The 23,798-nt window shown below is 55.8% G+C and carries 14 protein-coding genes; 6 read left to right on the top strand and 8 right to left on the bottom strand.

All coding sequences use genetic code 11. From position 1 onward, the window contains the following. Positions 1-38: 38 nt before the first annotated feature. Positions 39-2,768, top strand: a complete 2,730-nt coding sequence (locus LG204_RS11200; protein ID WP_230337348.1) for a PD-(D/E)XK nuclease family protein — start codon at positions 39-41, stop codon at positions 2,766-2,768. After that, positions 2,765-6,190 carry a UvrD-helicase domain-containing protein gene (locus LG204_RS11195; RefSeq protein ID WP_230337347.1) on the top strand — a complete coding sequence of 1,142 codons (3,426 nt, stop codon included), beginning with the start codon at positions 2,765-2,767 and terminating at the stop codon, positions 6,188-6,190. Before LG204_RS11200 ends, LG204_RS11195 begins: the two co-directional genes overlap by 4 nt. Positions 6,191-6,279: 89 nt before the next feature. Here LG204_RS11195 and LG204_RS11190 read toward each other — a convergent pair whose 3' ends face one another. Beyond that, complete coding sequence (locus LG204_RS11190) at positions 6,280-6,915, bottom strand: DedA family protein (RefSeq protein WP_230337346.1); 636 nt, start codon at positions 6,913-6,915, stop codon at positions 6,280-6,282. A 156-nt stretch (positions 6,916-7,071) separates the two neighbouring features. On the opposite strand from LG204_RS11190, the gene LG204_RS11185 reads away from it, so the two are divergent. Beyond that, entirely contained in the window at positions 7,072-7,977 is a 906-nt protein-coding gene (locus LG204_RS11185; protein ID WP_230337345.1) for a choice-of-anchor A family protein, read from the top strand. 100 nt (positions 7,978-8,077) lie between these two features. On the opposite strand, the gene mfd is transcribed toward LG204_RS11185, so the two are convergent. The 5 genes from mfd to LG204_RS11160 form a co-directional block, all read right to left on the bottom strand. Then, positions 8,078-11,497, bottom strand: coding sequence for a transcription-repair coupling factor (gene mfd / locus LG204_RS11180; protein WP_230337344.1), 3,420 nt, complete (start codon positions 11,495-11,497; stop codon positions 8,078-8,080). A gap of 242 nt (positions 11,498-11,739) precedes the next feature. After that, entirely contained in the window at positions 11,740-12,027 is a 288-nt protein-coding gene (locus LG204_RS11175) for a DUF2934 domain-containing protein (RefSeq protein ID WP_230337343.1), read from the bottom strand. An 89-nt stretch (positions 12,028-12,116) separates the two neighbouring features. Beyond that, entirely contained in the window at positions 12,117-13,592 is a 1,476-nt protein-coding gene (gene tldD / locus LG204_RS11170) for a metalloprotease TldD (protein WP_230337342.1), read from the bottom strand. A 169-nt stretch (positions 13,593-13,761) separates the two neighbouring features. Next, complete coding sequence (locus tag LG204_RS11165) at positions 13,762-14,622, bottom strand: carbon-nitrogen hydrolase family protein (RefSeq protein ID WP_230337341.1); 861 nt, start codon at positions 14,620-14,622, stop codon at positions 13,762-13,764. A gap of 115 nt (positions 14,623-14,737) precedes the next feature. Beyond that, complete coding sequence (locus LG204_RS11160; RefSeq protein ID WP_230337340.1) at positions 14,738-18,655, bottom strand: YhdP family protein; 3,918 nt, start codon at positions 18,653-18,655, stop codon at positions 14,738-14,740. A gap of 241 nt (positions 18,656-18,896) precedes the next feature. Between LG204_RS11160 and LG204_RS11155 the strand changes: the two genes are divergently transcribed. Next, positions 18,897-20,798, top strand: coding sequence for an ATP-binding cassette domain-containing protein (locus LG204_RS11155; RefSeq protein WP_230337339.1), 1,902 nt, complete (start codon positions 18,897-18,899; stop codon positions 20,796-20,798). Positions 20,799-20,841: 43 nt separating this feature from the next. Beyond that, positions 20,842-21,393, top strand: coding sequence for a hypothetical protein (locus LG204_RS11150; protein ID WP_230337338.1), 552 nt, complete (start codon positions 20,842-20,844; stop codon positions 21,391-21,393). Between the two features lie 89 nt (positions 21,394-21,482). Here LG204_RS11150 and LG204_RS11145 read toward each other — a convergent pair whose 3' ends face one another. Continuing rightward, positions 21,483-22,142 carry an EF-hand domain-containing protein gene (locus LG204_RS11145; RefSeq protein WP_230337337.1) on the bottom strand — a complete coding sequence of 220 codons (660 nt, stop codon included), beginning with the start codon at positions 22,140-22,142 and terminating at the stop codon, positions 21,483-21,485. A 206-nt stretch (positions 22,143-22,348) separates the two neighbouring features. Beyond that, entirely contained in the window at positions 22,349-22,888 is a 540-nt protein-coding gene (locus LG204_RS11140; RefSeq protein WP_230337336.1) for a Spy/CpxP family protein refolding chaperone, read from the bottom strand. Positions 22,889-23,112: 224 nt separating this feature from the next. On the opposite strand from LG204_RS11140, the gene LG204_RS11135 reads away from it, so the two are divergent. Beyond that, on the top strand, positions 23,113-23,796 hold the full coding sequence (locus tag LG204_RS11135) for a response regulator transcription factor (protein WP_230337335.1): 684 nt from the start codon (positions 23,113-23,115) through the stop codon (positions 23,794-23,796). The last annotated feature ends 2 nt before the right edge of the window (positions 23,797-23,798 follow it).

Here is a 23,798-nt window from a genome sequence, read left to right as displayed (position 1 = left end):
TTGAGTCCGGTTAATTGCCCATCTGATTCCATCTTTATATGCCCGATTCTCCCGCCCTGATCCTTTGCTCCACGGCCCGCCTCGCACGCAGCTTGCGTTTGCATCATGACCGCCGCCAGCATGCCAGCGGATTGTCGGCATGGCAGCCTCTGCCTACCCTCACGCTCAAGCAATGGCTGGATGATGTCACCGAACAAGCCATCCTCAGTGGCGAGGTGGATATTGCCACGGCGCCGCTGGGCGTACTCAGCGAATTGCAGGAGCGCATGCTGTGGGAGCAAGTGATTGAAGAGGCGCTGGCGAACGACAATGCCGCCGCCTTGTTTGATGTGCCCGGCATGGCACAATCCGCCATGGAGGCGCACCGCCTGATGTTTGAATGGCAGCTGCAGATTCCACCGGGCGGCCATACGGAAGAAAGTCGCCAGTTCTTGAGCTGGCGCGAGCATTTTATACAGCGTTGCCGCCAATCCGGCTGGCTGGAGCCTGTGCGCTATATGGCTTGGCAGCTGGATTGCCTGGAGCGCGGCCAGCTGCCTTTGCTTACCAGTATGGCGTTTGCCGGATTTGACCGGCTGGGCCCGCAGGAGCAGCGTTTGCAACATTTGTTGCAGCAGCGCGACGTGGCATTGAGCAATTACGCCACCTTGCTGCCGCAGCCCGGGAACGCCCAGCATGCCATATTGGATACTCAGGAAGCCGAATGCCGCGCTGCCGTTGCCTGGGTCGCGCAGCAGCTAAATGAACATCCGCAAGCGCGGCTGGGGCTGGTGGTGCCTGAGCTTGGCAAATTGCGCACGCGGCTTGCCGCCTTGCTGGATGAGGTGCTGCACCCTGTTACTGTGCGCCCCGGCCTGGTGGAGGCAGATCGCGCCTATGACTTTTCCTTGGGCTTGCCGTTGAATACGCAGCCGGTGGTGCATGCGGCCTTGGCCTTGCTGCGTATCTTCTGGCAGCAGCGCATTGAGCAACAGGATTTTTCCGTGTTGCTGCTTAATCCCTATTGGTCGGCCAGCCTGGGCGAGGCGGATGCCCGCGCCCAGCTGGATAGTCGCATGCGGCAATGGCTGCCGCAAACCGTCAGCATGATGCGTTTGTTACGCCTGATTGAGCGCCTGCAGGAAGGCGAAACGCCGCTACCTATAAGCCAGCTGCTGCAAGATTTGCGGGCAGGCTGGGCAGTACGTGAGGCGCAGCCACGTCGGCAATTGCCTTCGCTGTGGGCCGCTGCATTTGAACAATTGCTGGCTGCCCTGCAATGGCCGGGCGAGCGCAGTATCTCCAGCCATGAGTTCCAGGCCCAGCGGGCTTTTTCGCGCAGCTTGCAAGCCCTGGCGCGGCTGGATGTCTTTGGCGACATGCTGAATGGCATGCAGGCCCTGCAGCGCTTGGGCGAGCTCTGCCGCGAGCAGATATTCCAGCCCGAAGTCAGTGGCGATCCCCCCGTGCAGGTGATGGGCATGCTGGAAGGCGCTGCAGCCCCGCTGGATGCACTGTGGGTGATGGGCATGAATGATCATGTCTGGCCACCACCACCCAGACCTAACCCGCTTATTCCAGCCACAGTACAGCGCGCCGCCGGCGTGCCGAATGCTGACAGTGCCGTGCAAACGGCGTTTGCCCGCATTCTTCACCAGCGCTTGTTGCATACCGCACCGTCGATTGTGTTTTCCAGCGCATGGAAAGATGGCGAACGGCAATTGCGCGCGAGCCCGATATTGAGCGATATACCCGTGTTCGATGGTGACTGGGCCCAAGCCCAGACCCTGGCCGAGCAACTGGCGCATGGTGAACACGCGGCCCTGCAAGTGCTGGATGACCACATGGCACCAGCCGTGAGCGAGGGCGAGCATGTGTCTGGCGGCACGGGTCTCCTGAAAGCGCAGGCGATCTGCCCGGCATGGGCGTATTACCAGTATCGTCTTGGCGCACGTGAGCTGAAAGCCCCGGTGAATGGGCTTGAGCCCGCCGAACGCGGCACGCTGGTGCACGGTGTGCTGCAACATTTCTGGCAGGGGCGCGACCTGGCTTACTTGCAGGCGCTGGATGCCGAAGAACTGAATATGGCGCTGGCAGAAGCCGCGCAACAGGCTTTGCAGGACTTTGCAGCCGAACGTGACGAAACGCTGTCGACAGCGTTTTGCCAACTGGAGCAGGAGCGCCTGATCAAACTGGTCAGCGCCTGGCTGGCCTTTGAAAAAACGCGCGAAGTGGATTTCAGTGTGCTGGATTGCGAACGCGACACCAAGGTAATGATTGAAGGCGTGGAAATCCGGCTGGTACTGGACCGGATTGACCAGCTGCCGGATGGGCGCGTGCTCATCATGGACTATAAAACCGGGCAAAAGCCGGATATCCGCAACTGGGCAGAGTCGCGCATCACCGAGCCGCAACTGCCGGCCTATGCCGCATTCAGCCTCGACGATGGCGAGGTGGCAGCCGTCAGCTTTGCCATGGTGCGCACCGAGGAGCACGCGTTTTCCGGTATTGCCGGTGAGGAGCTCCTGCCTGCGCTGATGACGCTGGATGATCGCAAGGCACGCGATATTTTTGCTGCCGAGCGCTTTGCTGACTGGCACACCTTGCTCGACCACTGGCGCGAAAGCCTGCAAGCGATTGCCCGCGAGCTCAAATCCGGCGAGGCCGCGGTGCGGGTAGCTGATCCTCAGCTTCTCAAGTATTGCGAAGTATTGCCCTTGCTGCGTCTGCCCGAGCGGCAATTGCAGTTTGAACGCCTGCAGGCTCAGCAAGACGGGAGCCGCGCATGAGTGACAATATGCTGACTGATGAAGCCGCGCTACAAGACCATCTGCTCGCGCAGGATGATGAGAGCCGTCGTCGTGCACTGGAACTGGAAAGTTTTATCGTCGAGGCCCCGGCAGGCGCCGGTAAAACCGAGCTGCTGACCCAGCGCTACCTCAAGCTGCTGACTACCGTGCGCGAGCCGGAAGAAATCATCGCCATTACCTTTACCAACAAAGCGGCAGCCGAGATGCGGGCGCGTATTCTCGATAGCCTGCTGATGGCGGCCAGTGGCGAACGTCCGCCCCAACCTCACAAGCAGATGACCTTTGCACTGGGTCAGGATGCCTTGGAACATGCGGCGCAGCGCGGCTGGCATCTGCTGGAAAATCCGGCGCGCCTGCGTATCTTTACCATTGATTCGCTGAGCAGCCATCTTGCGCGGCAGATGCCGCTGATGAGCCGCTTTGGCGCGCAACCTGCGGTCACGGAAGATGCCTCCGCCTATTACCAGCTGGCGGCCGAGCGCACGCTGGATCTGGCGGATGGCAGCAGCGATGCGGTGACGCAAGCCTTGCGCTATGTGGATAACGATAGTCTGCGGCTCACCCAGTTGCTGGCTGACATGCTGGCCAAGCGCGATCAATGGCTGCCGTATGCCAATCGCACGGATACCCGCGAGCTGGCCGAGGCCGCCTTGCAACATCTGATCGCGCAGGATATGCAGGAAGCGCTGGCCGCCTTTCCGGTTCGCTTGCAGCAGGTGCTGATGCCGATCGCGCGCTATGCCGCTACAAACTTGCCATGTGAAGCGCCGATTGCCCTGCTGCGCGATTGGGAAACCCCCATGCCAGCCACTCCAAATACCTTGCCGATGTGGCTGGCTGCCTGCGAGCTGTTGTTCACCGGACAGGATAGCTGGCGCAAAACCGTCAACGTCAATACCGGCTTCCCCGCGGTCCCTGAATCCAAGCCTTATAAAGAGCAGTTGGCGGAGCTGATCGCCGCCCTGCAAGCCACAGCGGGGGCCGATGCAGCCCTGTGCCGCTTGCGTTGCCTGCCCGTGCTGCGCGCAGGGGAGGAAAGCTGGCAGGTGGTATCCGCCCTGGCGCAATTGCTCAATCTGGCCGTCGCCCAGCTCTGGTTTGTATTTCAGGAGGCGCGGGAAGTTGATTTTGTCGAGATATCGCAGCGTGCCTTGAATGCATTGGCCGATGATGCCGATGCACCCAGCGATCTTGCCTTGCGACTGGATTATCGTATTCAGCACCTACTGGTTGATGAGTTTCAGGACACCAGCCCGGGGCAGGTGCATCTGCTGCAGCGCCTCACGCGCGGCTGGGAAGCGGGAGATGGCCGTACCCTGTTTGCCGTGGGAGATCCCATGCAATCCATTTACCGCTTTCGTAAGGCCAATGTCGGCCTTTTCCTGGAAGTGGCGCGCGAGGGCATAGGCGACATTCACCTGACGCCACTGCAACTGTGTCGCAATAACCGCTCCTGCCCGCCGGTGGTTGACTGGATCAACCATGCATTTGCGCATGTATTCCCGCGGGAGGACAGCATCGCGCGTGGCGCCATTCGCTATCGCCCGTTTGTGGCTACGCGTGCGGACGAGGTCGATACCGGTGTGGTCATGCATCCGCTCATTCAGGGCGCAGATGAGAGCAATGAGCAGTTGCGCACGCGCGAAGCATCGCTGATGGTCAAGCTGATTCGCGAAGAGTGGGCCGCCCACCCGCAGCGTCGCATCGCGGTTTTAGTGCGAGCTCGCAGCCATCTGGAGCATCTGGTGGCGGGCATTCGCCGTCATCATCGCGATATCCGTTTTCAGGCCGTGGAAATTGAGGCCCTGGCCGGGCGCCAGATCATTCAGGATATGCTCGCGCTCACGCATGCCTTGCATCATCGCGCGGACCGCGTGAACTGGCTGGCTATTTTGCGTGCGCCGTGGTGCGGGCTGACATTGGCTGATTTGCATGCGCTGGCGGCGAGTGATCACCGCAGCACTATCTGGCGCTTGTTACAGCAGGATGCGCGCCTAGCTGCCATGAGCGAAGATGGCCGCCAGCGCGCGCTGCATGTACGCGGCATTTTGCAGGAAGTGCTGGCACAGCAGGGACGGCTACCCGTAAGCCGCTGGTTACATAGTGCCTGGCTGATGCTGGGCGGGCCATGGTGCCTCTGGGAGCCGGGCGATGTGCAGGACGTGCAGGCGTTTTTTGCCTTGGTAGACAAGCTGGACAATCAGGGGCAATTCACCCCGACACGCTTGGCGGAAGAAGTCGAGAAGCTCTATGCCGCCGCTGACGAAGCGGCTGATGGTCGCTTGCAGCTGATGACCATCCACAAATCCAAGGGCCTGGAGTTTGATGCCGTGATATTGCCTGGCCTTGAGCGCAAGACGGGTAATCAGGATAGTCCCTTGCTGCTGTGGGAAGAAGTGGCGATTGCAGATGAAGAGCAGGGGAGTAGCGTTGAGCTGGTAGCGGCGCCTTTTGTACCTAAAGGCGCGAGGCTGGATGACGGCCCAACGCCTTATGATTATCTGCGGCTGCTGGAAAAAGAGCGCGCTGAACACGAAGATGCTCGGGTTCTATATGTGGCTGCCACGCGTACCGAGCGCCGCTTGCATCTGATTGCTACGGCCACCATCAATGCCAAGGGCGAGCCACGCCCGGCATCTTGCAGCTTTTTGCAATTGCTGTGGCCGCAAGTGGCCCTGCAGTTTGCCGAGGCCTTGGCAACAGAAGGCGTTAGCGAGACCAGCCCGCAAGCCGAACTCACGCTTGCCGATTTTGTGCCGCCGCTGGTTCGCTTGCAACAGCCGCAGATGCCCGCCATTTTGCAAACCGCCACGCCATTTACGCCACTGTGGAATCCCGGCGAAGCCAGCGAATCGCTTAGTCTTGCTGCCAGCCTGGAGGCCGATATCGGCACACTGGCCCACCGTTATCTTGAGCTGATGGCGCGCCAAGGCTTGCCTGCCTGGCCGGAGGCGCGCATACACCAGGCCATGCCTGCCATGCAGCGCTGGTTGCAACAGCAAGGCCATGCCGAAAAACAGGCACGTGATGCCGCTGCTGTGGTGGTGCAATTACTGCTGACGACTTTATGCAGCGTAGATGGTCAGTGGGTATTGCAGGCACGCGAGGGCGCGGATGCTGAAGTGGCCTGGACCTATGCCGATGCCAGCGAGTTGAAGCGCTATGTGGTGGACCGGACATTCATGGAAAATGGCGTGCGCTGGATTATCGATTACAAGTCTGTAGCGCTGCCGGCTGACATCAGTGATGCACAGTTAAGAGCCCAAGTGGCGCGCTATCGTTTGCAACTGGATAACTACGCTGGTCTGTTTGCTGATCAAGGTATTTTGGTGCGCAAGGCTATTTTCTTCCTGGCGCTGGGGAGGCTAGTGGAGCTGGCTGCTGAGAATCAGCTTTTCTAAATTAAGCTGTTCATACCAAGTTGGAGTCGGCCAGATCAGAATGTGGTTGAAGTTCCCCACGCTCTGATCTGCAAAAGGGCATTCAGGCCTTAATCATGATGATGGTGCCCACGCTGCAGAGCCTTGAAATGGCGACGTACATACCACACCAGAAAAATAACCCCGGCGATCACCAGTACGATATGAAATTCGTGGAAGTACACCTTGAGCTGATCCCAGTGCTGACCAAATTTCATGCCGGCATAGGCCAAAAGGCCGCACCAAAGCACGGAGCCGGTAAAGGTGTAGAAAATGAATTTACCCATATTCATGCGGGCAATCCCCGCCGGGAAAGCAATAAACGTCCGCACAGCCGGTAGCAGGCGACCGATGAAAATCGTGATTTCACCGTGCTTTTCAAACCAGCGATCGGCCAATGCCAGATCATGGTGCGAAATCAGCAGCCATTTGCCATATTTGTGCACCAGCGGACGGCCACCGTACATCCCCAGATAATAAGCAGGGATGGAGCCAATTACACATCCCACTGCGCCTGCCAGCGCAACGCCCCACAGGGTCAGCTCCCCGGTATAAACCAGATATCCCGCAAAAGGCATGATGATTTCTGAGGGTAGCGGAATGCATGCAGATTCAATGGCCATCAGCAGCGCGACGCCGCCGTAGCCCAAGGTTGAAATGACCAAAATGATCCATGACGCCACCATGGCAATAATTTTTTCGAGCATCGTGTGAGGGCCTTAACATCAATTTAAATTTGGAGCTTGTATCATACCGGTAACGTATGAATGGATTATGTATAAAATTTACTAATCAAATCTGGTCTGGTAATTGCTTTTTCCATCATGTGTACATGTATTAGCCCATCGCTAAAGGGAGCAAAAATGAAGTTTGTAAGTATGGTCGTCATGGCCGCTGCGCTTTTCTCACAACATGCAGTCGCCGAAACAGTGGATCTGGGTGTAGCGAGCAACTACAACGTTTTCGTATTTGATAGCTACAACAGTACAGGCTGGAGCTCGATTGCCGGCGCTCTCGCGGTTGGAGGCAATGCGGATATCAGCACATCCACCATCAGCAATTCTGCCAATAACGTCTATGGATTAGTCGTAGGAGGAAACCTCACCAAATCCTATGGCGGTGTCAATGGAACCACCTGGGTAGGGGGTACAGTCAGTAAGCCCCAATGGGATTACTACAACAACTACTCAAGCAGTGCCGACCCGATGGACTTCGCCGCTGCCAAAACATCGTTTTCAGCCTTATCCGACAAACTTGCTGCGACCGCCTCTACCGGCACCGTGAGCTATAGCTATGGCAGCACTGGTAACCTAACTGGTACTGGCTCAAGCGTCGAATACTTCTCTGTGAATGGCAGTGACCTTACCAATATCTCCAACTGGAGCTTTGCCAATGTCCTCGCCAACGCCACATTGATCATCAACGTTTCCGGCAGCAACATCAGCCTGAGTGGCGGTTGGTCAGGCTTCAGCGGCTATAACGTGCTGTTCAACTTTTACGACGCGACGACGGTGAACCTCAACAATATCAGCTTTGCCGCCAGCATTCTCGCCACAGATGCCACCATCACCGGCAGCGGCGGCAGCTTCATTGGCACCGCGGTAGCCAACAGCTGGAGCAACTCCCTTGCAGTGAGCAATCGCGCGTTCTCTTCTTTCGAGATGGCTAGCCCCGCCGTCAGCGCTGTTCCTGAGCCTAACGCCGTGATCCTTCTCATAATGGGGATACTGATGATTCTTGGCTACAAGCAGTTTAAAAGCAGGCTGTGATCTTCCGACGACTCCTCATGAGGTAAAAACGCTACAGGCCGCAATTGCGGCCTGTAGCGTTTTATTGGGCTATCAAGGTTGGTATGGAGCCGGTTATGCTTTAACTCAGATCCTTGATCAGTGTTTCAACAAAATCACTCCGTTGTTTAATCGTGAGCGTTTCCACCGTCATCCTTAGCTTGTCAGGTCCATTCATGCGGTAGCGGCGGTCGCGCTGTAGCAGGTTGACCAGTTTGGTGGGGTCAAGCTCGCTGGTCTGGCTGAATGTAAGCTGGATGGCGCTATCGCTGGCATCAATTTTCGTAATGCCAAGCGGTTTGGCGGCAATACGCAGTCGATGGCAGGCGATCAGGGCTTCGCCTTGTTCGGGAAGTATGCCAAAACGGTCTATCAGCTCTTCCTGCATGGAGTCGAGGTCGTCGTCGTCGTCGCAGTTGGCGAGGCGTTTGTACAGGACTAGCCGCTCATGCACATCGGGGCAGTAATCATTGGGCAGCAGGGCGGGGGTGTGCAGGTTGATTTCGGTGGTAACGCCCAGCGGGGCATTGATGTCCGGTTCCTTGCCTGCCTTTAACTGCTTTACCGCGTGGTTCAGCATATCGGAGTAGAGTGAAAATCCAATCTCTTGCATTTCACCGCTTTGTGAGTCGCCCAACAGTTCCCCAGCGCCGCGGATTTCCAGGTCATGCATGGCCAGGTGGAAACCAGCGCCAAGATCTTCCAGCAGTTGAATCGCATCCAGGCGCTTTTGCGCTTGCGGGGTAATGTTGCGGTCGGGATCCGTCAGCAGATAGGCATAGGCCTGATGGTGTGAGCGGCCGACGCGGCCACGCAGCTGATGCAGCTGCGCCAGGCCGAACATGTCGGCCCGGTTCATGATGATGGTGTTGGCGGTGGGCACATCAATGCCGGTTTCAATAATGGTAGTGCAGAGCAGCAGGTTGAAGCGCTGCTGGTAGAAGTCGCGCATGACGTGCTCGAGTTCGCGTTCGCGAAGCTGGCCGTGGGCAATGCCAATGCGGGCTTCGGGCAGGATGCGCTCCAGCTTTTCTTTCATCACGAAAATGGTGTCGACTTCATTGTGCAGGAAGTACACCTGCCCGCCGCGCTTGAATTCGCGCATGGCGGCTTCGCGGATGATGCCTTCGGAATAATGCGTGGCAAAGGTCTTGATCGCCAGACGCTTTTGCGGCGGAGTAGTGATAACCGAAAACTCGCGCAGGCCTTCCATCGCCATCGATAGCGTGCGGGGAATAGGGGTGGCGGTCAGCGTCAGCACATCCACTTCGGCGCGCATGGCTTTGAGTTGCTCTTTTTGGCGCACGCCAAAACGGTGCTCCTCATCGAGGATGACGAGACCTAGGTTCTTGAACTTCACATCTTTCTGGATCAGGCGGTGCGTGCCGATGATGATGTCTATGTTGCCATTTTCCAGCCCCTTGATCGCTTCTGCTTGCTCTTTTGCGGTGCGGAAGCGGGAGATTTCGGCGATCTTGATCGGCCAGTCGGCAAAGCGATCGGCAAAGTTGTTGTAATGCTGTTCCGCCAATAGCGTGGTTGGCACCAGCACCGCTACCTGGCGCCCGCCCATGACAGCAACAAACGCGGCACGCAATGCGACCTCGGTTTTGCCAAAGCCCACATCGCCGCACACCAGCCGATCCATCGGCCGGCCGGATTGCATGTCGCTGATGACTGCCTCAATGGCGGAGAGTTGATCCGGTGTTTCTTCAAACGGGAAGCCTTCGGCGAAGGCTTCGTAATCCTGCAGGGTTAGGGTGAATGCATGGCCCTTGCGCGCTGCACGTTGGGCATACAGGTTAAGTAATTCAGCCGCAGTATCACGGATTTGCTTGAGGGCCTTTTTCTTGGCTTTTTCCCATTGGCCGCTACCCAGTCTGTGCAGTGGTGCGGATTCCGGTGGTCCGCCCGAGTAGCGCGAGATCAGGAATAACTGAGAAACCGGCACGTAAAGTTTGTCATCGCCTGCATATTCCAGCAGCAGGAATTCGGTTTCGCCCTCACCGAAGTCGAGATTGACCAGGCCCTTGTAGCGTCCCACGCCATGTTGTTCGTGCACCACGGGGTCTTGCTCGCGCAACTCGGATAAATCCTTGAGCATGCCTTCGGTATTGCGTGATTTTTCCTTTTCGCGGCGACGCTGCTGGCGGACGGTGGCCGCATAGAGCTCTGCTTCGGTGATGATGCAGAATTTATCCGCGACAAAGCCGCCATGCAAAGCCGCCACGCCGAGCATGACGCGTGCTTCCCCTTGCTGGAATTCTTCCCAGGAATTGCCATGGCCATCGCCACAGGCGGAAAACGGAATCTGGTGATCGCTGAATAGCTGGGCCATGGTCTCGCGGCGGCCCAAGCTTTCAGCGGCAATCAGGATGCGGCCTTTGTATTTCTTGATGAATTCCTGCAGCTTGTGCAACGGATGATCGGCGCGGCGCTCAATCTCCAGCGCTGGCAAACCGCTGGCGGTTTCTGTGGTGAGCTGAATTCGGCCCCAGACATGGGTGCGCGCAAAGAAATCTTCGGTTTTGAGCAGCAAGACCTCAGGCTGGAGGATAGGCCGCTCAGGATCATGTGCCAGCTGGCGGTAGCGTGATTGTGCATCGCGCCAGAAGCCCTGGGCGGCATGGTCAATATTGCCGTGCATGCAGAGAATGGCAGAGCTCGGCAAATAATCCAGTACCGTCGCCGTTTCCTCAAAAAACAGCGGCAGATACCACTCAATGCCGCCGCTGGCGATGCCCTTGCTCACATCTTTGTAAATGCGGCTACGTGAAGGGTCGCCTTCAAAGGTTTCGCGGAAATTTTGTCTGAAGCGGCTGATGCCGGCTTCGTCCAATGGAAATTCGCGGGCCGGCAGCAGGCGTATCTCGCTGACCGGGTAAACACTGCGCTGGGTGTCGACATCAAAGGTGCGGATGGTCTCGATTTCATCATCGAATAAATCAAGACGGTAGGGCAGGCTGCTCCCCATCGGAAACAGATCAACCAGCCCGCCACGCACGCTGAATTCGCCCGGGCTCATGACCTGGCTGACATGGTGGTAGCCCGCTTCTGCACATTGGGTGCGCAAGGCTTCCAGATCCAGCCGCTGGTTTTTCTTCAGCATAAAGGTATGCGCAGCCAGATAGGCATTCGGTGGTACACGGATCAGGGCCGTAGATACCGGCACGATAATGACATCGCAGGTGTTCTGGCTGATTTGGTACAGCGTCGCCAGGCGCTCTGAAATCAGGTCGGGATGCGGTGAGAAGTGATCATATGGCAGCGTTTCCCAGTCCGGCATCATGTGTACGCTGAGGTCGGCAGCGAACCAGGGCAGCTCTTCCAGCAGGCGTTGAGCCTCAAATGCGCTCGCACACAGGATCACCAGCGGGGTGCGCTCAGGCTTTTGCTTAAGCTGGCGCGCGAGTTGTGCCAAGGCCAGACTGTCGAGGCCGGTTGGCAAAGGTTTGATACGTTCGGAGGAGCCAGATGCCGGGGTGGGCAGGGAAAACTGCATGAAAAAACCGCAAATGAATGAATAACAAACGCATTATAGCCGCTTGCGGCAAGCTGCGGCTATGCAAGCGGCACTATACAAGGACTTAGGCCGGTCATAGCCAGATCAGAACAATGCCTTAAGGCTTATGCATCAGAGAGCAGATTCAAAAAGAAGGGAATGCTGCGGCGCACGTTGTCGCAGCTATTCCAGTTCATGTATCAAGAAACCAGCCTGCTGGTTAAAGCCAGTCAGGCTGAAAATTAGCCCAGCAATTGACTGATCTGTGCTTCCGCCTGTTCCCAGTATTCGACAGGGTTGCCCTTGAAGCCATTGCGCTCCGCCAGAAAATAGGCGGCAACCTCGGTCATTTTGTAGCGCTCTTCGGCGCTGATCTTGCGTGGGGAGGATTTGGTTTTTGCCGAAGCAGCAGGTTTGGCTGAGGCGGTTTTTTTAGGGGTGGTTTTTTTTACCGCCGTCTCTGCTGTTTTGGCAGCAGTCGCTTTTTTTACGGCAGGTTTCTTTTCTTCGCTTGATTTCGATACAGCCATTTCCGTTCCTTTCGTTAAGAGGGACTTCCATGATGCATGCAGCGTTTGCGCTGCGTTGGGGGGCAAGGCGGGTCCTTGCCTCCATCATATTAAAGCGTTCCGCCTACCGTCAAGCCGTCGATGCGCAGGGTGGGTTGGCCGACACCTACCGGTACGCTCTGGCCCTCCTTGCCGCAGGTGCCGACGCCGCTGTCGAGCGCCATGTCATTGCCTATCATGGATACGCGCTTAAGCACCTCCGGGCCATTGCCGATCAGGGTTGCGCCCTTGACCGGGTAAGTCAGCTTGCCGTCTTCGATCATCCAGGCTTCAGCGGCCGAGAACACGAATTTGCCACTGGTAATGTCGACCTGACCGCCACCAAAGTTGGCCGCATACAAGCCTTTTTTCACCGACTTGATAATCTCCTCAGGCGCCATGTTGCCATTCAGCATGTAGGTGTTGGTCATGCGCGGCATGGGGATGTGGGCATAGGATTCCCGGCGGGCATTGCCCGTCATCGGCATGCCCATCAGGCGCGCATTCAGGCTGTCCTGAATGTAGCCACGCAGGTAGCCGTCTTCAATCAATACCGTGCGCTGGGTAGGATTGCCTTCATCGTCAATATTGAGCGAGCCGCGGCGATTGGAAATCGTGCCGTCATCCACCACCGTCACGCCACGCGCTGCCACTTGCTGACCAATCGCATTGCTGAAGGCAGAGCTGCCTTTGCGGTTGAAGTCGCCCTCCAGGCCGTGACCAATCGCTTCATGCAGCAAAATGCCGGGCCAGCCTGAACCCAGGACCACGGTCATGCTGCCAGCGGGAGCAGGGCGCGCTTCCAGATTAACCAGGGCTTGATGCACGGCTTTCTGCGCGTAATCCTGCAATACCTCATCGGTAAAATAGGCATAGTCAAAGCGACCACCGCCGCCAGCCGAGCCTTGCTCGCGCCGGCCGTTGGCTTCAGCGATGACCTGGATGGAGAGACGCACCAAGGGGCGAACATCGGCAGCCATCATGCCATCGTGACGGGCGATCATGATCACTTCATATTCGCCTGCAATCGATGCCATGACCTGGGTAATACGCGGATCGGCTTTGCGCGCATAGCCTTCCAGGCGCTCCAGCAGCTTTACTTTGGCTTCGGCGCTCAGTGAGGCGATGGGGTCATGCGGAATATAGAGCTGCGGCGCATCAATGCGCTGGATGGCGCTGCTGGTTTGCTCGGCGCCTATCGCGGCAATGGCCTTGGTGGCGTTGGCGGCTTGCTGCAGGGCGGGCAGATTGATGTCATCCGAGTAGGCAAAGGCAGTTTTTTCACCACTGACGGCGCGTACGCCTACGCCCTGGTCAATGCTGAAGTTGCCGGACTTGACCTGGCCTTCTTCTAGGCCCCAGCTTTCGGCACGGCTGTATTGAAAGTAGAGGTCGGCATAATCCACCTTGTGCGACATCATATTGCCAAGCACGCCTTGCAGGGCGGCGACATCGAGTCCGCTTGGCTGCAATAGCGTCTCGGTGGCGGTATCAAAATGGCTGCCGGCTAACGGGCTGGAACTGCTGGGTATCTGGTCAGGCTTCATGGCCGTTACTCTCTAAGGGACTATAGGTCAGAATATAACAGGGGAGCAGAGTTCCCCTGTTACGTATTTTCTGCAATTGTGGCTAATTAAAGCCTGTGCTCAGGCTGAAAATCCAGTTCTATATCTAGCTGTCCATCACCCGGCACAGCCTGAGGATGGGAAGGCTGTTTTACAAGGTACGATGCTTAAGTGCTGGCAGGCTACCACGCAGGCTAGCCTGATACCCGGCATTCACCGAGGCAATCACCACACCGGAGCCACGTGGCAAGCGGTCGAGCACGACACCCCAAGGGTCGACAATCATGCTGTTTCCGTGGGTTTCGCGGCCGGAGGCATGGTAGCCACCTTGCGCCGGGGCGATGACGTAGCTCAGGTTTTCAATGGCGCGCGCGCGTACCAGGCTTTCCCAGTGGGCTTTACCGGTGGTTTCGGTAAACGCCGATGGCACCACGATGATGTCGACATCCTTCATTGCCCGATAAAGCTCAGGGAAGCGTAGGTCGTAGCAGATGGAGAGGCCGATTTTGCCGAAGGGGGAGTCCAGCACCACGACTTTATCGCCTGCTTCGATGGTCGTCTCTTCACGGTAATGCTCATTGCCGAGATCGAGCCCGAACAGGTGAATCTTGTCGTAGCGTGCGATTTGCTTGCCTTTGTCATCAAATACCAGGCAGGCGTTGCGGACTTTATCTTCGGTGGAGGACTCCAACGGAATGGAGCCGCCGATCAGCCAGATTTCATGTTTCTTGGCAATTTTGGATAAAAAGCGCTGTATCGGACCGGTGCCTTCTTTTTCACGTGCGGCAACCTTGTCGGTATCGCGAATGCCCATAATGGCAAAGTACTCCGGTAAGGCCACCAGTTTGGCACCCTGGCCGACGGCGATTTCAATCAGTCGTTCTGCTTCGCTGAGGTTGGCTGATACATTCGGGCCCGACGCCATCTGGATGGCCGCCACCCGGACGTTACCGGGAGCTGGAGCAGAAGGTTTGCTGGATTTCACTACTTTTGCGCGAGATTTGATAGCCATCTTGATTCCGAACAATATTATCGTTTTTTATGGATGATACTTTATGGGTGCTGCTTTTGTATGGGTAGTGCACAGGATACGCCCATCCATGATGGACGTAATCCATACAGCCTGATTATTTGCCGAGCGGGCTCACAGCAGGAGTAGCGGGAGCACGTGTCCGGCTATCCCCTTTGAGCTCTTGCGGGTTATCCCATGTTCCGCCGATTTCGTACTCGTCAGCCGCCAATTGGTTCAGCGGGTCTTTCAACAGTTTTTGTGCCACATACGCTGCCGCGCCTACCACGGGGCCGCCTGCCAGCGCAGCAATGGAGAGGCTGTCGCTCAGGTAAGGCGTAACCTTGATGTAAAGATGTTGTGTTTCCTTTTGCAGATCCGTTTCGCCGCGCATATCCACGCGCGCGGTTGGGCCTTCCATGCGGAAATCATCGCTGCGCATCACGCCTTTGTCGATCTTGACGCTACCGCCAATTTTATCGAAGGTAAAGCCGCTGCTAAAGACATCGCGGAAATCAAATGTTAGTCGGCGCGGCAGATTTTGCAGGCTGAGCATACTGAACAAACGCCCAACTCCAGGCTGAATCTTCAGAATCTGCCCGTGGCGCGCATCCAGTTGCAGATTGCCGCTCAAGCCGGCGGTATTGAATTCGTGTGGGCTGCCTGGCCATTTCAGCTGGCCGGTCAGATCTGCATCGCCACCCTTGACGGTACCCGGATAACCAAAGCGTTCCAGCGTCTTGCCCAGATCCTTGATATCCCAGCTCAGGGTAATACGGGTGTTGGGGTTACGCTTCCAGTTATGCCACTCGCCCTCGGCCGTCAAGGTGCTATCCGGATTGATGATCTTGAGTTTTTCTATGCTCCAGTCATCATTCTGCTCGCTGGCCTGCAGCTCCAGTCGACCAAGCTTTTTGTTCCCCATTTCGTAGTTTTCCGCCACGATGTCCAAGGCCGGGTATTGCTGCGCCTGCTGCTTGAAATCGCCTTGAGTGCGCAGCTCAGCGGTATTCGGTGTGGAGCTGGGCGAAATCAGGTTTTTCAGTCGCGCAATCACCTTGCCATTGCCTGCGCTCAACCATTGAATGTCCCCATTCATTTCATGACTCTGTACATTAAGCTGCCAGCCGCCATTGATGGGACGCGCATTCAGCTTGAGACTGTTGATGCGCTTGTCAAAAATATCCAGGCGATTAACGGTCAGGTCGACCTTGGCAATCGGTGGCAGGGCTGAGCTTCTATTGCTGCTTGTCACGCTGGCAGCTGGCGCAGCGTCGCCATTCAGGCTAGGGGTATTGCTTGTGGCCGTGTTTGCAGTGGCTTTGTCTGCCAGATTACGCCACTCGTCAGCATCCAGCTGTTCCAGTACGGCGCGTACCGTAATGCCCGGTTGCGCACTCTGGCTTGGCGACTCGGCTGGCGCATTTACGGCGATATCGCCATGATCTATCTTCATTTTCCCGTTCAGCTCGGATCGCAGGATTTTAGCGGTGATGAAGTTGCCCAGCGCAACATTGAAGCTATCTTGCGATGGCGTCGTTTGGCGTTTCTCAACGTGCAAAGGCATGATGTCCGCGGGGGATTTGTTCAGCGGCGGCGGCAGGGAAGAGGTAATGCCTACGAGGCTGGAATCTATGGTCAGATTCAGCATTTTGTTCTGGATATGAATATCGCCATTCCAGTCTGCACTGCCTGAAATGCGGTCTGCCATTCCGGGGCCAAACGCCAGGCGCAGACCGGCATCATTGATGCGGCCACGTGCAGTGATATGAACAGAATGATCCTTGTTGGTGACCAGATTGAGCACGGCGGGACCGCCATAAATCCAGTGACTGACATTCTGTGCATGCAGTCCGTTTTCTGTGAACTCCAGCTTGCCATTGATGCGGGTGATCTCGGGGATTTCCTTATCGCTCATGCTGCCATTCTTGATGGTGTACGACCCTTTTACCTTGGTATTGTTGGGGTCATGCAAGGGGATGTTCAGTTGCAGGTTGAGCTTACCATCTCCAGATGTCACCAATGTGGGCGTGAACCCTTCTGCCAGATGCAGCAAGGGGCTATTGTTGATGAAGCGTATGCCATCGCTCACCAGTCCATTGGCTTCGCCTGTGATGTTGAGGACAGGCTCAGGGACATGCAGGCCAGGAATGGCAATATTGGCTTTCGTGATGCGCGTTCCCAATATCGTGCCATCGGTAGCATTCAATTCCATGCGATTGCCCTCAAACAGCATGTCTAGCTTGATTCCCAGGATTTTGGGCCAGCCTGGTGCATAGTCCAGCTCCCCGTCATTGATCTTGGCTGTCACGCGAAACAGGCCGGTTTTGTTATTCGGGTAAGGGAAATCATGCAGGCTGCCCTTGACCGTCACATTGATATCCTGACCACGTCCTTTCAGGATCGCACTATCCAGCCAAGCCAGCGTATGCTCGCCCAAAATCTTGGGGTAGTAGAAGCGTGCGTATTGCGCGTCGGCCTGGCCAAACTTGGCGTTCAGGTCCAGATAGCCGCCCTTGATGCCGTTCATCAGGTAGTTGGCATTGATGGTTCCAGCCAGATGCGGATTGGCAATCGCGAAATTCTTGACGCGAATATCCAGGCCGTTTTTGCGTTGAGTCCACTTCACTTCGCCGCTCAGGCGGTCAGCCGGAATCGGCCAGCGCATGATGTTTTCCAGCTCAAGCGAGGCATTGCGCGCATTCAGCGACAGTGTGCCGTTGTCTTCATCCGCATCCACGCTACCGCTGAGATTGCTGAAGCCAGGGAACTGCCTGAACGGCCGCATGCCGAGATTGCTGAATTTGCTACGCAAGCTGTATTCCTGTGGAATGGTCTCGCTGCCACGCCAGCTGATATCGACATTTTCCAGCTTGCCGGTAGGACTGATGTCCTGCAGGTTTTGCTTGAGATTTTTTGGCAGCGGAATGTAACCCGCGAACGTATTCAAGGTGTCCAGCAAAATCTCGTCCAGGCGAACGCGCCCCTCAATCCATTGCTTGTCCTTGATCCAGCGCTCACGCAGGCTGACATTGCCGTTTTGCATATCCAGCCCATCAGGCGTGTTCAACTTGATGTTTTCCGCGGTGAATTCCTGACCGTCTTTATGCTTGTCCCAGCTCAGGCGCCCGGACAGATGGTTGAGCGTGGCTTGCGGGCTGGTTGCCGATAAACGCGTTTTAACATCACTCAGGATGACGTCACTGACAATATTGCTGGGCTTGCCTTCGTCCAGCTGCAGCCAGAATCGGGCTGCGCCGTAGCCTTCATAAAGATCAAACGGGTATGAAATCCATTTGCGCCAGGCCGAGATGTCCGTGCCTTCCAGCTTGGCGTAAACGGTGCCATTCCAGTCTTCAGGCTGGCTGATGTCTTTGCCATACAGGTTGCCGCGAATATCGATAGGCGCCGATGAGCCTGCTGAAGGCAAGGCGCGCAGGCCAAACATGTGATGGCCTATCAACCCTTTCCAGGCAGGGCTTACCACGCGCAGATTCAGTTGAGTCAGACTCAGCGGAGGCGCTTTGCGCAATTCATCTTCCCAGATCACGCTGGCATCCAGCACATCAATCCGAGACTGGCGCAATGCCCAGTTGGCAAATTGTGGACGAGAAGGGCCGCCCATGGCGATCCCTGCGACATACAGGGTGCCTTGCGCGTCGCGGCGTATGGTCAGTTCAGGCTGGTAAATTTCGATGCTGGAAAGCCTGGGCTCAAGCAGCGGAACGCTCAGCCAGGACAGGCTCGCCTCTACATGCCCCAGGCTAAGGGCAGGGCGTTCTTCCGCATCATGAATGTCGACGCGATAAAGACTGAGGTGAGGGTTGAGCCCATCCCAACTGGCCTTGATTTCGCCGATGCTGACTTTTTGTCCAAGGGCAGCGGTGGCGCGTGTTTCGATATCTGCCCGGTATTTGTCTATGTTGGGTAACACCAGATAACGCATGCTCAGTACCGCAGCCGCAAATACAAAGATGGCGAGCCACAGGGTGAGCAGGGTAAATCGGTAAACCCAAAACAGAGACTTTTTGACCATAATCTTTCAAAGCCGTACCCTGTTAGCCGGTACGTATAGAGGGAGCGGTGCGTCGCAATGCTAACAACCTGTGAGTATTTCATTTTCGATGCAGATTGGTCAACGTTTTAGGCGATTAAATTGGCTGTCGGAAGCGGGTTTGCGCCACTTTTGTTGGATATGGCGGAAGCGGGAATACGCCGATTCATTTAAAATGTCGCCTTTGGCCTTGTAACAAGGCATAGCGGATGAAGAGACCAGTTTGATTCAATTCAAGAATCTCCACCTTGCACGTGGCGTAAAAGTGCTGATTGAAGATGCCAGCTTTCAGCTGCATCCCGGCCATAAAGTAGGTTTGACAGGCGCCAATGGCGCGGGCAAGTCCAGTGTGTTTGCCATGTTGCGGGGTGAGTTGCACCCCGAGTCGGGTGATCTTGATATTCCCCCGCACTGGGTGATCGCGCATGTAGCGCAGGAAACCCCCGCCTTGCCTGATGCAGCGATTGAATTTGTCCTCGATGGGGATGCTGAATTGCGGCGCCTGGAGCATGAGGTTAAAGCGGCTGAAGAAGCCCAGGACGGTGTGCGCCTGGGCGAGCTGCATGCGCGTCTGGGTGAAATTGGTGCCTATGCGGCGCGTGCCCGTGCGGCTGAGTTGATGGATGGCCTTGGCTTTACCTCGGCGGATATTGAGCGCCCGGTATCGGATTTCTCTGGCGGCTGGCGCGTGCGGCTGAATGTGGCACGTGCCCTGATGTGCCGATCTGATTTGCTCCTGCTTGATGAGCCCACCAACCATCTGGATCTGGATGCCGTCATCTGGCTGGAGAGCTGGCTGAAAAGCTATCCGGGCACGTTGTTGCTGATCTCGCATGACCGCGATTTTCTGGATGCCATTGTTAATCACATTGCGCATATCGAGCAGCAGAAATTCACGCTCTATCGCGGTGGCTATTCGGATTTTGAACGGCAGCGTGCCGAGCGCCTGGCGCAACAGCAATCAGTGTATGAACGCCAGCAACGTGAAGTCGCCCATCTGCAAAGCTATATTGACCGATTTCGCGCCAAGGCTACCAAAGCCCGGCAGGCTCAGAGCCGCATCAAGGCACTTGAGCGCATGGAGCTTATCAGTGCAGCCCATGCCGATAGTCCGTTTGGCTTCGAGTTCCGGCCACTGCTGGCGACGCCGGATCCGCTACTGGTGCTGGACGACATGGCAGCTGGTTACGCAGGCAAGACCGTCTTGGATAATATTGCCCTGACCATACGGCCTGGTGAGCGTATTGGCCTGCTGGGGCGCAATGGCGCGGGTAAGTCGACGCTGATCAAACTTCTTTCCAACAGCATGCCCGCTCTGGCTGGCAAGCGGGTGGAAGGTAAAGACCTCAGTATCGGCTATTTTGCCCAGCACCAGCTTGAGCAACTACGTGCCGATGAATCTCCGCTGCAGCACATGCTGAGGCTTGATCCGCAAACACGTGAGCAAGAGCACCGCAATTATCTGGGTGGCTTTGACTTTCGCGGCGACATGGCCAGTGCACCTTGCGGGATGTTTTCCGGCGGTGAAAAGTCACGGCTGGCGCTGGCACTTTTGATCTGGACTCGCCCGAATCTTTTGCTGCTGGATGAGCCGACCAACCATCTTGATCTCGAAATGCGCCATGCCCTGACGGTGGCCTTGCAGGCTTATGAGGGCGGCGTGGTGCTGGTTTCTCATGATCGTGCGTTGCTGCGAGCAAGCTGTGATCGCTTTATCCTGGTCGCTGATGGCAAGGCGCAAACGTTTGATGGCGATCTGGAGGATTACCGCATCTGGCTCGCTGAGCAAAAAGCGCAGGACAAATTGCGTGCGCAGCCGCCCCAAACCGAACTTGCGAAAAAGAACGACAAGGCCCAGAACAAGGCTGAGCGTCAGGCAAGACTGGCTGAGCGCCGTCCACTCACCAAAGAAGCCGAGCAGCTGGAAAGTCACATGGCGGAATGGCAGGAGCAAAAAGTGGCTCTGGAGGCGCGTCTGGCCGATGGCGAGCTTTATAGTGCCAGCGACAAGAGCGAGCTACAGCAATTATTGAAAAGGCAGGCCGAGCTGACCCAACAGATAGAGGCCGCCGAAGAACGCTGGCTGGACGTCATGGCCCAGCTGGAAAGCATGCCAGCGGCATAAGCCCTGGCGGACCTATTATTTATTGAAATAACGGAAAAACACCATGCAATACTCTCAACGATTGAATCTGCTCTACGGCATTGCGCTGCATGAAATGGGCGGCGATGCCGGGTCCATCAGCGTGGACGACGGGAATGTGCAGGATGCTGCACATTTTCTGGCCTGTTATCTGACGGTCAAGGCGATCCAGCTGGCAGAGCGCTCCCCCGCGGATGAGCGCGTTGAAAATTTTGACATGCTGAGTGTCTATCAGGCATACGCCATGCTGGTATACACCTATCTTGTATTGCCACTGGGGGATGAAGGGGTACAGCCGGACTTCCAGAAAACGGCCGTGACCATTGCCAAATCACTGTTTGTCGAACTTGCTGAAGATGAGTGGCTGGAAATTATCGAGTCCGGTCAGCATAAATACCAACTCATCGGCGATGCTGAGGCTGAGCACTGGATGAACTATCGGCAGGATCTGGACAAAGCCGTTGTGGCGTTTGTGGTAGCAGGTACCGATGAAAATGCACCATTCAGCCAAGAGGATATTCTGCCTATCTTCGGAACCATGCTGAGTATGCTGTGCGAAGCATTTGAAAGTCTCTGATTTCGCCTGGCAATCCCACGCTATAGCAGGCATAAAAAAGGCGCGGTGAGATAACCGCGCCTTTTTATTTTCAGGGCTTTAACTCCTGCTTATGCCGAATAAGACAAGCTGGACGAGGTGCTTTCGTTGAGTCCATACGCAGAAATCAATTGCTGAATTTGTCGCGTTATCTGACTCATGGCTGAGTTGCTGGAAGAAGTGCTCGTGGATTCGGTGCTATCCGTACTGCTTCCATTGGCTTTGTCACTAGACTCCTTGTAAGCCATGGCTTCCTGCATGCTGACCTTGCCATCCTCATTGGTGTCTGCCGCCTCAAAATTTTCGGAAATATCCGTCATCAGGCTCGAAAGCTTGCTGTCATCGGTACTGGATGCAATGCTGGTCACCTCATCCTTGGTGAGGCCTGTGTCTTCCGTGCCTTCGCCGCCCTGAGGTGGTGGAGGTGGCGGCATACCTTGCGGGCCACCTGAACCGCCCATGCCGCCTTGCATGCGCATACTGTCAAACTGGCTATTCAGCCCGCTCAACAGATTGTCGATGCCAGAGGTCATTTCGTCTTTGGTAACTTTGCCATCGCTGTCGCTATCGAGCGCGCTGAAAAGATCGTCAACATTGCTGCTGCTATCCGAGCTAATGGAAGAAAACGCCGACTCAAGATCGGTTTTTTCTATATAGCCCTGACTTTTGGTGTCCAGTTTTGAAAACAGGCTACTGGCAATTTGTGATGTAGAAACGCTAGATATCATCATTGTTCTCCTTGTTGTTTTTACTGCTCCCCCCGGAACAATGTGGAAACAAGGATATGGCGGGCCATACCGTGTCCACATGGACTAGTATCGGCCAAAGTGCTCTGTTTTTTCGACTTGCAAGTGTTAAGTTTGGTAAAACAATGTTAAGGATAAAGTCCCGCTAAATCAGCATGATAAAGCGGGATTGCGTAGCATTGAGTTTGAATTTACATCAAGGTCAAAGCTGGTTTTTTGCTGTTCTGAGGTGTGAATTTTACTGGCTCTTTTGGCTTGTGTTTGCCGAATTGTGCTTTGGTTTCTTCCAGTTGTTTCCGTTGTTCTGCAGTCAATATGCCATTGATCTTGAAGTCATTGTGCACGCGGGACAATATAAATTGCTTTTCAATCTCGCTCAGCTTTTCTGCCAGTTGCTGCGCCTTGCGCTCATCAAATGTATTGGCCTTGGATAGGGCTTCAAGATCATCCAGCGCATGACGGCGTTGTTTCTGCTGTTCGCGCAGAGCGGGAATCTGATCATGCATCAAGGCGAATATTTGATCTTCCTGCGCTTCGCTAAGATCCAGGCCGCGCAGATAGGGTGGCAAGCCGGGGGATAGCTTGCTGTCTGGCAGGGGCGCCGCGTTCAGGCGTTCAAGCGCAGGGGCAGGGCGATCCTGCAGCAAGGGTTGTGCTTGAAGCAATAGTGGCAGGCTGAGGCCCATCAAGCCTAAGGCCAGAGTGAGTTTGTATAATGTGCTAGTGTTCATGATCTCTCCTGAGCTGATAGTCATGTCGGCCATGATGACCGGCAAGTGCGTAGCCATTCTGCCGAACTTGCCTGTAAACCTCTGTTAAATAGAGGTTAAATTAGGTAAACCCTTGCTGTGTTTTGTATGTAAAAATAGGTAAAAGACTGGGTGTGCCGTTGTCTCAAGCCTGCTTCGCTCGTTATCATCATCGAATGATCAAAAATAGGAATGATGTTTACGCCATGAATAAAGTCTTGCTGATTGACGACGACGTTGAATTGGTAGGAATGCTGAAGGAATACCTTGAGCAGGAGGGCTTTGAGCCAACCGTCGCTTACGATGGGGAGTCTGGCTCGCAGCAAGCCTTGCGCGATACCTATGATCTGATCTTGCTGGATGTGATGATGCCCAAGATGAATGGCATTGATACCTTGCGTGCCATTCGCGCTGAAAAGAATACGCCGGTATTGATGCTGACGGCCAAAGGCGAGGATGCTGACCGTATCGTGGGGCTCGAATTGGGGGCTGATGATTATGTGCCAAAACCATGCACGCCCAGGGAGATTGTTGCGCGAGTCCGCGCTATTTTACGTCGTACCCAGCCTGCGGATAATGCACAGCCAGTGCAGATTACGGTTGGGGCATTGACGCTATGGCCGGAACAGCGTCGCGCTGAGTGGTCCGGTAACCTGCTGGAGCTCACCAGCACCGAGTTCAACCTGCTGGAGGTGCTGGTGCGCCATGCCGGGCGCGTGGTCAGCAAGAGCGATCTTTCCCTGCAAGGTCTAGGCCGTCCTCTCGCCCGGTTTGATCGCAGCATTGATGTGCATCTCAGTAGTATCCGCCAGAAAATTGACGCCTATGCCAATGGCCGCCACTACATACAAACGGTTTACCGTATGGGTTATCAGCTCGTCCGCGAATAATT

This window comes from Methylovorus menthalis (genome assembly GCF_020523625.1).
Taxonomy (GTDB): Bacteria; Pseudomonadota; Gammaproteobacteria; order Burkholderiales; family Methylophilaceae; genus Methylovorus; species Methylovorus menthalis.
The sequence above is the reverse complement of the archived record's forward strand: the minus strand, read 5'-3'. Positions and strand labels throughout refer to the sequence as shown.